The organism is Methylocaldum sp. RMAD-M (genome assembly GCF_017832375.1).
GTDB lineage: Bacteria > Pseudomonadota > Gammaproteobacteria > Methylococcales > Methylococcaceae > Methylocaldum.
Genome location: NZ_JAFIBZ010000018.1, coordinates 1 through 13,812 on the forward strand (window position 1 = coordinate 1; position 13,812 = coordinate 13,812).

General features: G+C 59.1%; 13 protein-coding genes and 1 pseudogene. 9 read left to right on the plus strand and 5 right to left on the minus strand.

Features of this window, described 5'->3' with window-relative positions:
- A pseudogene (locus JOD69_RS24755) lies at positions 1 to 146 on the minus strand (carbonic anhydrase); the annotation flags it as partial.
- Between the two features lie 45 nt (positions 147 to 191).
- Entirely contained in the window at positions 192 to 842 is a 651-nt protein-coding gene (locus JOD69_RS16125) for a DUF938 domain-containing protein (RefSeq protein WP_086134487.1), read from the minus strand.
- Positions 843 to 2,096: 1,254 nt separating this feature from the next.
- Here JOD69_RS16125 and JOD69_RS16130 point away from each other — a divergent pair.
- The 9 genes from JOD69_RS16130 to JOD69_RS16170 all read left to right on the plus strand — a co-directional run bounded on the left by JOD69_RS16130 (position 2,097) and on the right by JOD69_RS16170 (position 10,787).
- Complete coding sequence (locus JOD69_RS16130) at positions 2,097 to 2,729, plus strand: LolA-related protein (protein WP_086134486.1); 633 nt, start codon at positions 2,097 to 2,099, stop codon at positions 2,727 to 2,729.
- Positions 2,726 to 5,041 carry an MMPL family transporter gene (locus JOD69_RS16135; RefSeq protein ID WP_077731633.1) on the plus strand — a complete coding sequence of 772 codons (2,316 nt, stop codon included), beginning with the start codon at positions 2,726 to 2,728 and terminating at the stop codon, positions 5,039 to 5,041. The genes JOD69_RS16130 and JOD69_RS16135 overlap by 4 nt, the downstream gene beginning before the upstream one ends.
- Positions 5,042 to 5,094: 53 nt before the next feature.
- Positions 5,095 to 6,282: a beta-ketoacyl-[acyl-carrier-protein] synthase family protein gene (locus JOD69_RS16140; protein ID WP_086134485.1), complete on the plus strand. Its 1,188-nt coding sequence runs from the start codon at positions 5,095 to 5,097 to the stop codon at positions 6,280 to 6,282.
- Positions 6,279 to 7,064: a beta-ketoacyl synthase chain length factor gene (locus JOD69_RS16145; protein ID WP_086134484.1), complete on the plus strand. Its 786-nt coding sequence runs from the start codon at positions 6,279 to 6,281 to the stop codon at positions 7,062 to 7,064. The genes JOD69_RS16140 and JOD69_RS16145 overlap by 4 nt, the downstream gene beginning before the upstream one ends.
- Positions 7,055 to 7,486 (plus strand): hypothetical protein, encoded by a 432-nt coding sequence (locus JOD69_RS16150; RefSeq protein ID WP_077731630.1) that lies wholly within the window; start codon positions 7,055 to 7,057, stop codon positions 7,484 to 7,486. Before JOD69_RS16145 ends, JOD69_RS16150 begins: the two co-directional genes overlap by 10 nt.
- A gap of 176 nt (positions 7,487 to 7,662) precedes the next feature.
- Positions 7,663 to 8,766: a 3-deoxy-7-phosphoheptulonate synthase AroG gene (gene aroG, locus JOD69_RS16155; RefSeq protein WP_077731687.1), complete on the plus strand. Its 1,104-nt coding sequence runs from the start codon at positions 7,663 to 7,665 to the stop codon at positions 8,764 to 8,766.
- Positions 8,767 to 8,769: 3 nt separating this feature from the next.
- Positions 8,770 to 9,750, plus strand: coding sequence for a sulfur carrier protein ThiS (gene thiS / locus JOD69_RS16160; protein WP_086134483.1), 981 nt, complete (start codon positions 8,770 to 8,772; stop codon positions 9,748 to 9,750).
- A gap of 169 nt (positions 9,751 to 9,919) precedes the next feature.
- Positions 9,920 to 10,147, plus strand: coding sequence for a hypothetical protein (locus JOD69_RS16165; RefSeq protein ID WP_086134482.1), 228 nt, complete (start codon positions 9,920 to 9,922; stop codon positions 10,145 to 10,147).
- Between the two features lie 34 nt (positions 10,148 to 10,181).
- Positions 10,182 to 10,787 carry a peroxiredoxin C gene (locus tag JOD69_RS16170; RefSeq protein WP_086134481.1) on the plus strand — a complete coding sequence of 202 codons (606 nt, stop codon included), beginning with the start codon at positions 10,182 to 10,184 and terminating at the stop codon, positions 10,785 to 10,787.
- Between the two features lie 64 nt (positions 10,788 to 10,851).
- On the opposite strand, the gene JOD69_RS16175 is transcribed toward JOD69_RS16170, so the two are convergent.
- The 3 genes from JOD69_RS16175 to JOD69_RS16185 form a co-directional block, all read right to left on the minus strand.
- The gene (locus JOD69_RS16175) at positions 10,852 to 11,136 is read right to left on the minus strand and encodes a hypothetical protein (RefSeq protein ID WP_077731626.1); all 285 of its coding nucleotides are present in this window, start codon (positions 11,134 to 11,136) and stop codon (positions 10,852 to 10,854) included.
- A gap of 151 nt (positions 11,137 to 11,287) precedes the next feature.
- Positions 11,288 to 12,325 (minus strand): M14 family metallopeptidase, encoded by a 1,038-nt coding sequence (locus JOD69_RS16180; protein WP_077731625.1) that lies wholly within the window; start codon positions 12,323 to 12,325, stop codon positions 11,288 to 11,290.
- Positions 12,313 to 13,740 carry a glutamate--cysteine ligase gene (locus JOD69_RS16185; RefSeq protein ID WP_086134480.1) on the minus strand — a complete coding sequence of 476 codons (1,428 nt, stop codon included), beginning with the start codon at positions 13,738 to 13,740 and terminating at the stop codon, positions 12,313 to 12,315. Before JOD69_RS16185 ends, JOD69_RS16180 begins: the two co-directional genes overlap by 13 nt.
- Between the last annotated feature and the right edge of the window lie 72 nt (positions 13,741 to 13,812).

Genomic DNA, 13,812 nt, shown 5'->3' on the forward strand with positions numbered 1-13,812 from the left:
CCGGCGTACTTGGCAGGATCGAGGCGCGCGTCCATACAGGTCAGGATCGCGAAATGCCGCCCCGGCGGCAAGGGAAGATGGCCCTTGTTGAAACTGGCAGCATAGCCTTGGTTGGCGTTTAGAACTTCGGTCAGGATCTGGCTCATATGATTTCCTCCTAAGGATTGTTGTTGTAAAAGACAAGCCGCCTATTAGCCCCGGCGGTAGATGAGGGCGAAGTTGTTGGCGGGCATGTCCATGGCTTTGTCCAGCTTCATGCCGTGTTTGGCGGCAGCCCGGTTCAGGTCGGCCGTATCCTTCAAGCCCCATTCCGGCACGCCGGCCGAACGCAGGGTCCGATCGAATTCTTCGTTCGATGGTGTGGTGAATCGCCCGTCGATCTTGAAGGGGCCATAGATGAACAGAAGGCCGTCGTCCGCCAATACCTCGGAAGCGCACTGCATCATGCCGTCGGCGATGGAGACCGGTGCAACCTGAAAAATGTTGATGCAGTAAATGGCGTGGAACTCCTCCTCGTCCGGATCAGGCCATGTGTCCGGCTGGGTGAGATCCAGCCGGCGCGGTTTCCGGATATTGCCGAGGCCGCTCTCCGCCGTCAGCTTCTCGATGTTCGGAAACACCTCCTCGTTCATGTCCGTGGGATGGAATTGCAGATGCTCGAAATGCGGCGCGAAGTAATGCAGGTGCATGCCGCTCCCCGAGGCAAATTCGAGCACGTGGGCCTCGTTTTTCGGGAGCAGCGTTTTCAGCATTTCCAAGATGGAATCACGGTTGCGATGCCCCGCCCAAGCCACGTAGGGGCTCAACGGATGGGGATCGAGTGGGGGTCTGTCCTCGTACATGAAACATCTCCTCTGGAATAAAAGGTTATCAGTTCTAGGACAAGCCTGACGGACAGGCCTATAGCAGGTAGCAGCTTATGTGCCAAGCTTATTCGATTCGGTTTTAACGTAAAAACAGGCACTTATAAGAACCTTCACACCCAGCCCTGAAAAACCGCTTCACAGGATGAAATTGCAATTCATGTGGCGGCGATCCACGTCGCTGATCACGCCGTTATCTACATCCAAGCTCTTATGGCGTAATTCAGCACCGAAACCGGCGGCGAATAGCCCCTAGAGCGTTTGCATCTCGCTCGTACGGCAAAACAGGCTTGGCGAAAGTCGTTGGCGCCTTCGGCTCGGGTGAATTGATTCAAGCATTCGTAGGTCGGCAATCCTTTCCCAATCGCAAACGGTCGCTTTAGTCGCGACCCTTCCGACGAAGACGCTCGGCCGGGACGTGGCGTCGGGAAGGGCGGCTTCGGCGCTCCCGACGACGCCGTTTGCGATTGGAAGGTCGCGACTAAAGCGACGTTTGCGATTGGAAGGGGCCGATTAAAGGCCCGTTTGCGATTGGAAGGGTCGCGACTATTAATCAGGCCCGTAAATACCCTCCTGGTATTTCGGGCCGCCGCCCAGGCCGGTACACGCCCGGCCTGGGCTCACGCGGCTTGTCGCCGCGCCGGGGCATTCCTGCCCCCGATTAACCCGGCCTATATTTATAGGCCGGGTTAATAAAGCGACCGTTTGCGATTGGGAAGGATTCCCGACCTACGCGCGAATGCCCGTACAGTCGGTATGAAAATGCTCTAGCCCACATTTCTCACCCCCCTTCTACTGCGGACGCCTATTCGCTCGCCGTGACGCGCCGTCTTTGCGCTGCGCCATCCGGCTGCGCGCAACGTCCAGGGCGGCCTTCCTTGGCCGCCCGATCGGCAGGCCCATCCTTCACCGGAGGATGGGCTTCTCCGCCTCGCCCCTCGCGCCGACTCGACGTAGTATCGGCTACGCCTTCCCCGTCGCTCAATCCGTGCGGCGCGCCACACCGGCGCCTCGGCGCCATCGCGACGAAGAGACGTGAGAAATCCGGGCTAGACCTTGAGAAACGTCCAGATGGGAGCGGATAAAGCGCGCCGCTATTCCCTGCCGGGGGACGCCTTACTATCATGTAGGCAACCTCGCATCACCCATCGCGATCATTGATTATTCAGATACCCTTCCGGCGTTCGATATATCGCCGAAACCTACTCGAAGAATCAGAACAATAGGCATCCTATGACTTTTGGGACAAGAACGGGCCGGGCGTGCTGCCTGGCGCGACGCATACCGTATATCTCGCGTTGGCTCGTCATTCCGCTCAGCTTCATTTTGGCGGTAACCCTGGCTGGCGCGGCCGAGCGCTGGGACATCGATGCGCTGATGAGCGCACTGTCCCGCATCGAGAGCGGCGAGAAACGCTATACCGAAATCAAGACCATGGCGCTCCTCAAGGAACCCATGCGCCTGAGCGGCACGTTGATCTACCGCGCGCCGTCGTTCCTCGAAAAACGGGTGCTTTCCCCCTTCGAGGAGCGCTATACGGTGGATGGCGACTCCCTGACCATCGAGAATCCCGCAAAAGGCGTCAAACAGACCCTTTCGCTGGCTTCCCAACCCGCCATCTGGGCTTTCGTGGAAAGCATCAGGGCGCCGCTGGCGGGCGATCTCGCGACCCTGAACCGCTTTTACAAAGTCAGCTTCGGCGGATCGAAACGTAATTGGCTGCTGGCCCTGGTGCCCACCGAACCGGATATGGCCAAGCTGGTTCGGTTCATCCGGATTCGAGGCAGCGGCGACCGCATCGATCGAGTCGAAATCGAGGAAACCGGGGGCGACACCTCCGTCATGACCATCGAGCATCGGCCGTGAGGGAGCGCCTGCCGGTCTTCGTGTGGCTGGTCCTCATGGCGGCAGGCGCATGGATCGCGCTGTTCCGCACACCAATTTCCACCGACCTCACGCATTTTCTCCCGAAAAAGGCGGGAATCGCGGAGCAGATCCTGGTCGAGCAGTTGCGTCACGGAGTCGCGTCCCGCCTGCTGCTCATGGCGCTGGAGGGAGACAAGGAATCCGATCTGGCCGAGGTCAGTCGACGCCTGGCGGAACGGTTGCGGGAGAACCGCGCGTTCGTGCGGATCGACAACGGGACTCAAGGGCTTTCCGCGGCAGACCGGGAATTTCTGTTCGAAAATCGCTATCTCTTGAGCCCTAAGGTCAGCGAACAGCGGTTCGGCGCGGAAGGGCTCCGGCAAGCCTTGGAAGCGCGCCTGGCGGAACTGGCCTCGCCGGCCGGTTTATTGGAAAAGGAATTCCTGCCCCGCGATCCGACCGGCGAATTCCTCGAAACCTTGCGGCCTTGGATGAAATCCGCGGGGCCTTCGCTCCGACAGGGCGTCTGGTTCTCGCCGGACGGCCGTCGGGCGCTGCTCGTGGCGGAGACGAAAGAGCCTGCTTTCGATCTGGATGCCCAGGCCGAAGCCGTGGCTGCGATTCGGGAGAGCTTCGCGGCGGTCAAGGGAAACCGCTCGGTCGAGCTGCTCCTGAGCGGCCCTGGCGCGTTTTCGGTGGAAGCCAACGCCACCATCACGCAGGATGCCGTTAGGCTGTCCCTGCTCAATACGTTGGCGATCACGCTGCTGTTGGCGGCGGTGTACCGGTCGCTGCGGGTCATCCTGCTCGGCCTGGTGCCGCTGGCGACGGGCGCCTTGGCAGGGACCTGCGCGGTGAGCCTCTGGTCCGGCGGGATACACGGCATCACCCTGGGATTCGGCGCGACCTTGCTCGGCGTCGCCGCCGATTATCCCAACCATCTGTTCACCCATGTGCGCCGTGGAGAGACCAGCCGCCAGACGGTAAGCCTGATCTGGCCGACGCTACGCCTTGGCATACTCACCAACGTGGCGGGCTTTGCCGCGATGCTGTTTTCGGGCTTCGAAGGCCTTTCACAATTGGGCGTTTTCGCGGCGACGGGACTCCTGGCCGCCGGGCTGACCTGCCGCTGGATCATGCCGGCGCTCATGCCCCAGCATATCGCCCTACCCGACCGGATCGTCAGAGGGTTGCATGCCGATGAGTTTCTCAGAAGGCTAAGCCGGTTCCGCTTCGTTCCGCCTTTGCTGATCTTCGCCGCGATTGCATGGATAACCGGCTCCGGCGCGTCGCTCTGGAACGACGATATCGATGCCCTGAGCCCGGTACCCGAGTCCCGCAAAGCGCTGGACGAAGCCCTGCGCCGCGATCTGGGCGCACCGGATCTTCGCCAGTTGATCGTCGTAACCGGCGCCGGTGCCGAAACCGTTCTGAGGCGGAGCGAGGATCTGAAAAGAATCCTACAGCCCCTGGCCGACAACGGAACGATGGCCGGATTCGACATGGCGGCGCTTTACCTGCCCAGCCATGAAACGCAAAGCCATCGGCAGTCGGCCTTGCCCGAGACGGAAATCCTGCGGCGCAACCTGGATGAAGCGCTCCGGAAAACGTCTTTCAAGCCCAATGCCTTCGAACCCTTCATCGCCGACGTATCGCATGCGAAACATACGCCGCTGCTCGATGAAACGAGCTTTGCCGGAACCTCGTTCCGGCTCAAGATCGAATCGCTCCTTTTCCGGCATGGCGAGCTCTGGGTCGGCCTGGTTCCGCTCGTCGGCGTGGCCGATGCCGCGCAGTTGCAGGCGGCGCTCGCGGCGGACAAGAACCTCATCTATCTGGATCTTCGCGAGGCATCGAGCCGGCTGCTTCGGGATTACCGGCGCGAAGCCGTTCATTTGCTCGGCGCGAGCGTGGCAGCCATCGTGATCCTGCTGACTTTCGGACTCCGCTCGCCGGGCGGCATGCTGCGGGTTGTGACGCCCATGGCCGCTGCGGCTTTCGTCACCGCAGCGGTATTGATGAGGCTGTACGGAGGCCTGTCGCTTTATCACCTGGTTTCGCTGCTCCTGGTAATGGGGCTCGGCATGGACCAGGCATTGTTCTTCAACAAACCCAGCCGAACCCCGGAGGAACGCAACCGGACCCTCCTGTCGCTTCTGATTTGCAGCTTCAGCGCAGTAATGGCTTTCGGCATTCTGGCAACATCGAGCGTCAACATTCTCAACGCCATCGGCAGCACCGTGGCCATGGGCGCGGCTCTCGCGGTTCTTTTCGCAGCGATGCTGGCCAGACGGAATCCGTCTTCGGCATAATACTTGAATTCTTCACATCGCCATCTCACGCTATCTTTCTCCACACCCACTTGATGCAGCCTTTGATTATTTCCGCATTCACCCTGACCAACTGTCTGGGAAGGGGGCTGAATGCGACTTCGGCGGCGCTTCGGGAACAGCGCAGCGGTCTTCGCCACTGCGACTTTCCGGGTACCGAACTGGACACTTACATCGGCCGGATCGACGGAATCGAAAACGAACCCGTAAGCGGACGCTTAAGCGATTATGATTGCCGCAACAACCGCCTGGCCCGGATCGGTCTCGAGCAGGACGGCTTCGTTCAAGCCGTGGAAAGCGCCCGGCGGCGCTATGGGCCGGAAAGAATCGCGGTGATTCTCGGCACCAGTACATCCGGCATCCTGGAAACGGAATCCGCTTATCGGAGGCGCAATCCCGAAACCGGGGCGCTGCCGCCCGACTTTCGTTATCGGCAGACCCAGAATACGTTTTCCGTGGGCGATTTCACCCGGCGCTATCTCGATCTGCAGGGCCCCGCATCCGTCGTCTCCACGGCTTGTTCGTCCAGCAGCAAGGTTTTCGCCAGCGCCGCGCGCCTGATTCAGACGGGGCTGTGCGATGCGGCAGTCGTCGGAGGCGTCGACAGTCTCTGCTTTACCACCCTATACGGCTTCACCGCGCTCGAACTGGTATCGTCCACCCCGTGCCGCCCTGCCGATGCGGACCGCAACGGCATTTCCATCGGAGAAGCGGCCGGTTTCGCCCTGCTGGAAAAACCGGAACGCGGCACCGGCGATATCGCGCTGCTCGGCTACGGCGAAAGCACCGACGCCTACCACATGTCTTCGCCCCATCCCGATGGCCTGGGTGCGGCGGAGGCCATGAACAAGGCCATGCAGCGGGCCGGGATCGATCCGGGCGCTATCGATTACATCAATCTGCACGGCACCGCCACCAAAGCCAACGATGCCGCCGAGGACAAAGCCGTGTCCGGCCTCTTCGCCGCAGCGGTACCGTGCAGCTCGATCAAAGGCTGGACGGGCCATACCCTGGGAGCGGCGGGAATCGTGAATGTCATCGTCGGTTGCCTGAGCATTCGCGAAAGCTTCGTGCCGCGCAGCCTGAACACCGAGCGGGTCGATCCGGAGATCGCGTCCTGGATCGCCACCGAGGAACTGCGGCGGCCGGTCCGGACCGTCCTCAGCAACGCCTTCGGTTTCGGCGGAAACAACGCCAGCCTGGTTCTGGGAAAACGCTCATGATCCGCGTATTCGTCGAAGGCGTCGGCATGATCGGTCCCGGGCTTTCCTCCTGGAAGGAGAGCCGCGAGATTTTGGCCGGACGGCAAGCCTATGCTGGCGGCGAGCTGCCGCGGCTCCTGGCGAGCCGACTTCCTGCGGCGGAGCGACGAAGAAGCACCGCCGTTACCCGGCTCGCGATCGACGTGGCGGAACAAGCGCTACCGCCGGACGTAAACGCGGGAGATATCGCGACGGTATTCACGTCCTCGGGCGGCGAAGTCGAAATCATTCATCGGATTTTCGAGGAATTGGCCACCGTCGAGCGGCAGATCTCGCCGACCCAATTCCACAACTCGGTCCACAACGCGGCATCCGGATACTGGAGCATCGCGACCGGTTCGCGGCAGGCGTCCACCAGCCTGTCCTGCTTCGACGACTCCTTCGCCATGGGACTGCTGGAAACCGCCGGCCAGGCATTCGTCGAAGACACGAAGGTTCTACTCGTCGCCTATGATTTCCCGCCGCTTGATCCGATTCTCCGGGCTCGTCCGTTGCTGGCACCGTTTGCGGTCTCCCTGCTGCTTGCTTCGGAAAGATCCGAGCACAGCCTCGGCGAGTTGACGATCGGCCTCGATACCGCCAATGCGGGCGACATAGGCCACATGGACGATGCGGGGCTCGAGGCCTTGCGCGCCGGCAATCCCGCGGCTCGAAGCCTGCCGCTTTTGGCGGCTCTGGCGCGTTCCGAGCCTGCCGAACTGAGTTATGGCCAAGCGCGGGTCGGGCTTAAGCCATGCGCCTAGACCGATCGGAGCTCATTGGCCTGCTCCCTCATGCGGGTACCATGTGCTTGCTCGATGACATACTCGACTGGGATGAAACCCGCATTGTCGCGTCGGCCACCAACCACCGGCGGTCGGATAATCCGCTACGCCGTCAAGAGGGCTTAAGCGCCGTATGCGGCATCGAATATGCCGCTCAAGCGGCCGCGATACATGGGAGCCTGTTGGCCGGAAAACAAGATGCTCCGGTGAAACCGGGCTATCTGGCGGCCGTTCGCGAGCTCGAACTCGCCGTCGGGTACTTGAACAGAATCGAATCCACGCTCGTAATTCGAGCGGAAAAACTTCACGGAAATGAAACCGGTTTGCTGTACGCTTTTGCCGTCGAATCGAACGGCAACGTTCTTCTCACGGGTAGGGTATCGGTGTTCTTGTCGGCCTAAGCCGAACCGGGATATCGCTCGGGACCGTTTCTTTGGAAAACACTGCATCGGGTAGAACCACCCTCCTCGGGAGAGTACAATACTTAACCTTTTATAACGCGCTTCTATTTGGGCAAACGAGGCGATTCCTGCGGTAAGACAAGGCTATGAAACAGCTCTCGGAGATCATGGCGGTAATGCATAACGAATACAACACGGACGATTTGCGCATTTGCGAAGTTAAGGAGGTCATTCCGCCCGTACAGGTTCACGAAGAATTTCCCATCACCCAAGAGGCCGCGCTGACGACTTTACAAGCGCGCCGGGAAATCCACCGTATTCTGGCCGGCCAGGACGACCGCCTGCTCGTCGTCATAGGTCCGTGCTCGATTCACGATCCCGAAGCCGCTCTGGAGTACGCCAGACGCTTGCTGGAAGCGAAGCGGGAGCTGGTCGACGATCTGGTGATCGTCATGCGGGTTTACTTCGAGAAGCCCAGGACCACGATAGGCTGGAAAGGGTTGATCAACGATCCATGTCTGGACGAGAGCTTCAATATCAACAAAGGGCTGAGATTAGCCCGGCAACTGCTGCTCAATCTGAACCAGATTGGCATGCCGTCCGCCACCGAATATCTCGATCTGATTACGCCGCAATACGTGTCGGACCTTATCGCCTGGGGGGCGATCGGCGCCCGCACCACGGAAAGCCAGGTGCACCGTGAACTGGCTTCCGGCCTTTCCTGCCCCGTCGGCTTCAAGAATGCCACCGACGGCGGTATCAAAGTGGCCATAGACGCCATCAGCGCGGCCAGACGTCCGCATCATTTTCTGTCCTTGACCAAGGCGGGCCATTCAGCCATTTTTTCGACCACGGGCAACGAAGACAGTCACATAATTCTCCGCGGTGGAAAGCAGCCGAACTACGATGCCGAGAGCGTGGAGGCCACGGCTCAGGCTCTGGAAAAGGCGGGCCTGCCACCCAACATCATGATCGATTTCAGTCACGCCAACTGCATGAAGGATTATCACCGCCAATTGAGCGTAGGAACGGATGTGGCGATGCAACTCGAAGCCGGCGATTACCGCATCTTCGGCGTCATGATCGAAAGCCATTTAAAAGCCGGCAATCAGAAACTCGAGCCGCGCAAGCCGCTGGAATACGGCCTCAGCATTACGGATCCCTGCCTCGGCTGGGACGACAGCAACTCTCTGCTGCAACGCTTGGCGAAAGGCGTGGCTCGCCGGCGCCGACATGGCCGCCAAGAAACCGCCGCAGAGCTTATCCGATCGAGCACCTGAATCATGCGTATTTTCGTCAATGGCGAACCGCGTACCGTAGCTGATGGAGCGACGCTCGCGGACCTTATCGCCGAATTGAATCTGGGCGGCAAACGCATCGCCGTAGAACTGAACCGCGAAATCGTGCCTCACGGGCACTATGAAGATCATCGACTCGCTATGGACGATAAAATAGAAATCGTACATGCCATTGGCGGCGGACAAGCCGATCCCTTGGTTATCGCCGGCCGCACTTATCATTCGAGGCTCCTGGTCGGGACCGGGAAATACAAGGATCTGGACGAAACCCGCCGTTGCGTGGAGGCTTCCGGGGCCGAGATCGTCACGATCGCCATACGCCGCAGCAACATCGGGCAAGACCCCGGTCAGCCCAATCTGCTCGATGCGGTTCCGCCGGATCGTTACACCCTGCTGCCCAATACGGCCGGGTGTTATACCGTGGAAGACGCAGTGCGTACCTGCCGGCTCGCCCGAGAGCTCTTGGGCGGCCACAAGCTGGTCAAGCTGGAAGTGCTGGGCGATCCCAAAACGCTGTATCCGGACGTTACCGGCACTTTGGCGGCTGCCGAAATTCTGATCAAGGAAGGATTCGAAGTCATGGTTTATACCAGCGATGATCCGGTGGTGGCCAAACGACTCGAAGAGCTCGGTTGTGTCGCCGTCATGCCGCTCGCTGCGCCGATCGGCTCCGGATTGGGTATACGCAACCCCTACAACATTCTGACCATCATCGAAAACGCCAAGGTTCCCATTCTGGTGGACGCCGGCGTGGGCACGGCGTCCGACGCCGCCGTCGCCATGGAACTCGGCTGCCACGGCGTATTGATGAATACCGCCATTGCGGAGGCGAAAAACCCCGTACTGATGGCACAAGCCATGAAAAAGGCCGTGGAAGCGGGCCGCGAGGCTTTTCTCGCCGGCCGCATGCCGCGCCGCCGCTACGCTTCGGCCTCCTCACCCGAATCAGGGCTGTTCTTTTATTAATCAGGCCCGTAAATACCCTCCTGGTATTTCGGGCCGCCGCCCAGGCCGGTACACGCCCAGCCTGGGCTCACGCGGCTTGTCGCCGCGCCGGGGCATCCCTGCCCCGGATTAACCCGGCCTATATTTATAGGCCGGGTTAATAATTCACGAGCAAGCGGTATTCCTGCCATTGTTGCCGGCGGAAAAATACTGTGTCGCCGGCAAAACGACGGGCAACAATCTAAGCGCGGCAGGCTTTTCCGTTCGTCATCCCGCGTGGATTGCGGGAAGAATTTCTGACTATTTTTGTGTAGAATCGATAGCTCTTGATTTTGATCTTTCGGCCGTCATTTTAAGGATGACCGAAGCTTTTGAAGCCACCGGATCGGTTTCCGTGGCTTATGGCCAGTACATCTAAACCTGACACAATTCACAATTAAAGGAGACGATTGATGAGCGTATTAGTCGGTAAACCCGCCCCCGATTTTCAAGCGGCCGCTGTTCTTGGCGATGGCAAGATCGTCGACAACTACTGGTTCTCGAAGGAAACCAAAGGCAAGTACGCCGCCATTGTTTTTTATCCGCTGGATTTCACCTTCGTCTGCCCGACCGAATTGATCGCCCTCGATCACCGTATCGACGAATTCAAAAAGCGCGGCGTAGAAGTCATCGCGGTTTCCATCGATTCCCAGTTCACCCACAACGCCTGGCGTAACACGCCGGTCGAAAAAGGCGGCATCGGCCCGGTGCGGTACACCATGGTGGCGGACGTCAGCCACGCCATCGCCAAGGCTTACGATGTAGAAGTGGAAGGCGCGGCCGTGGCCTATCGCGGTAGTTTCCTGATCGACCGGAGCGGCATCGTCCGTCACCAGGTCGTCAACGATTTGCCGCTGGGCCGTAACATGGACGAACTCGTCCGCATGGTCGACGCACTCCAGTTCTGCGAAGAGCACGGCGAAGTTTGCCCGGCCGGCTGGAACAAAGGCAAGACCGGCATGAACGCCAACCCCGAAGGCGTGGCCGATTACCTGAGCAAGAACGCGGCCAATCTCTAAAATCCGGGTTTTTCCCGCATCAACGCCCCGCCTGCGCACGCCGGCGGGGCGTTTTTGTCTTCTGCTACTGCGCCTTAGCTGCCTTGAGCAAGAAAAAATGCCGAACCAGCACGGCGCACACGAGACCGAGGGCAACCGATGAAAAATTGATCAGCCCGGTCGAGAAGCTTGCTTGCTGTACGTGGAGTGAAGCAATCCACGGCTTTGCGACCAACAAGCTCCAAGCGAAATTGGGTACGTAAAACGCCAATAGCCCCGCGAAAGCCCATTGAAAAGTCGGAAGACCGCGATCTTCCGCGCTCCGATAAAACCAGTATGCGATCAACACTGCGACAACGCCGCCTATCATGGTGCCTCTCCTCTGAGTGATATTGTTTTAATAGTTGTAGATTTGCCGGTTGTTCCGGCATCGCGAAGCTGTCTTGTCCAGACCGTGCTCCGGGAGATGGTAAGCACTTCGTAACAGCGTACGATACAAAAGATCCGGACTCCTTTCACCATCAAAGATTGAGCGATTTCCTCTCCATCAAATAGCAGAAGCAGTCCTGTCGGATAATTCGCTTGTCCAAGGTCAGCATGGACGGCATCACCGCCCTTTTCAGCACCAGCCGGTCTTCGCGAATTTCGAAATAGTCGGCGGCGACATCGTGCCCCGATTCGTCGCAGGCGATGAACGGAAGAGTGGACGAGCCGTTCTTGACCATTCCCAAAGCCGTCCCGGCGCTCAATTCCGTGAAATTAAGATGATCCAAATCTTCGTTCAGCCGAAGGTCGGTGTCCTCGGATGAAAAGTCGAAGGACACGTTCTCGCGCACGGTGACTTGTACGACCGTGTGATAAAAATCCAGATCCTGCGATGCAACCGGGTGGTCCGGTATATCGGTGAGGTGCAGGCAGGCGTCCAAATATTCGAAGACATGCTCGCTCCCGTATTTTTGTCCCGGTTTGCCGCATTCCAGGGTAACCGCAGGACACAGCCGGGCGAAAGCAGAGGTTTGGGTGCCTTTGGGATAGGTAAAATAAATCACCAACCGGCTGAACATGGACGCCAATCGAAAAAACCGGTGGTCCAGCCGGTTGACGCAGGCGTAATGAGGGTTCACCCCGGTATTGTTGTGCACATCGATGCTGGCGAAAACGCGACGCCTGGCCATTTCTTCCATTACCGACTGCATCATGGCCGTCTCAGGGCAAGCGGAATGCGTAGTTCCGGGCCAAATGCGATTGTAATCCACCTGCCCATCCAGCCGCCGCACACCATTCCGCGCCGCACTGACATTGCCGATGAAAACCGACAGCGCGCGCGGCAAAGTCTGGTCCGAATACTTTCTGAGCAAGCTTTGCACAGCAAGTAGGCCGGTAGGCTCATTGCCGTGAAGCAGAACGGACACGAACAAGGGTCTTTCCTGACGTCCCGGGAGATGAATGAGCGTAGGTCCCGGCAATATCGTATGGAGGCGTTCCGCGGCTATCTCGGTCAATCCTTGCGGGACATGGTCCAGTTGAGTCAGAGACGGAGCATCCATCAGAGCGGCCATCGATGAACCGGCTCCCCGCTCTTCTGACGATTCAGATACTCGCGAGTCATGGTCGAAAATTCCCCAGGATGTTTCTCTATAAAGCGGCGTTGCCATTCGCTGCCGGTCTGGCCGGATAATATCCGTTGCTCGATAATGCCCAAAAAATAGGCGATATCCGCTTCCGCCAACCCCAATCGCTTTAAACCGGATTCCGCTTTCGGGAGCAGTTCATGCAGAAGCCATGGCTTGAGCGGCAGCTTTGTCTCGTCCCGCCAAATCACGTGCGCCCCCAGGCCGTATCGAGCCGCCTGATAAAAATTATCCTTGGCCTGAGCGAACGGAATCAACGGCTCATGGTACTCGTTCGCGAACGCTTCCACCAAACCGTAAAAGAATGCCGCATTGGCGATCATATCCACAATGCTCGGCCCTGCGGGAATAACGCGATGCTCGATTCGGATATGGGGGCGGCCGTCGGGATCGAAACCGACCAGAGGGCGGTTCCAGCGCCAGATGGTGCCGTTGTGCAGCCGCAAATGGGCGAACTGCTCGGGCGGGCACTCCGACAGTATCGGCAGCAAAACCGGATAATGTTGAAAATTCTCCTCGAACACCTCGGTAATAGCGTGCCTCGCATAACCGCTGCCGAAGCCGACTCTATGCAAGGGGCCGTGGCTCGCCTCATGGAAACCGCCGCTGTCGACCGCTTGCTCGAACAGAGGAATCCGCGTCTCCGCCCACAGATCCTTTCCGAACAAGAACGGCGAATTGGCGGAAACAGCTACCAGCGGCGCGGAGACCAGAATGGCGGTATTGAAATACTCCCGTACCCGTTCAAGCGGAACCTGGAGATGAATCTGAAACGATGTTGCCGCCGATTCCAGCATCACGTCCTGGTGTTCGACCGCGAGATGCTGATGACCGGAAATGTCGAGTTTCAAAGGCTCCTGGCGACGTGCCGACAGAATCTGCTCGTTTAGCGCCCGGTATCGGTTCATCTCCGAAATATTGTTCAGATTGAGCACCGCCGAGGGCACCGTAGGTAAGATTCCGATCGCCACGAGTTCGACGCCCAAAGATTCCGCCGCCGCGCAGGCCTTTCGCCAGAGTTCGCCCAAATCGAGGCGAAGCTGCGAAAGCACCTGTCCCCGTAGGAATTGCGGCACGCTATTGAACTCCACATTGAATTTCGCGAGCTCCGGACAGGCGAGCGAGCCGCCGAAAGCTTCGAGAAACGCGGCATTGACCGGCGCGGGGTTCATTTCCGAATCCACTAGCCAGGATTCCAGCTCGAACCCGGTAATCGGTCCCAGCGACGAACACACGCCCTTACGGACATAGCGGCTGAGTAATCCAGTTTCCGCTTCCAGGCGCTGGCGAAAATTATCGAAATCGGCATCGGAGAACCGGGCTTTTTCTATCTCTTGCCCCATGTTCCACCCCAAAGTTTTGGCGCTCTGACCACATCATGCCACGGACTTAAGGCCGACCAAAGACGCAATTTA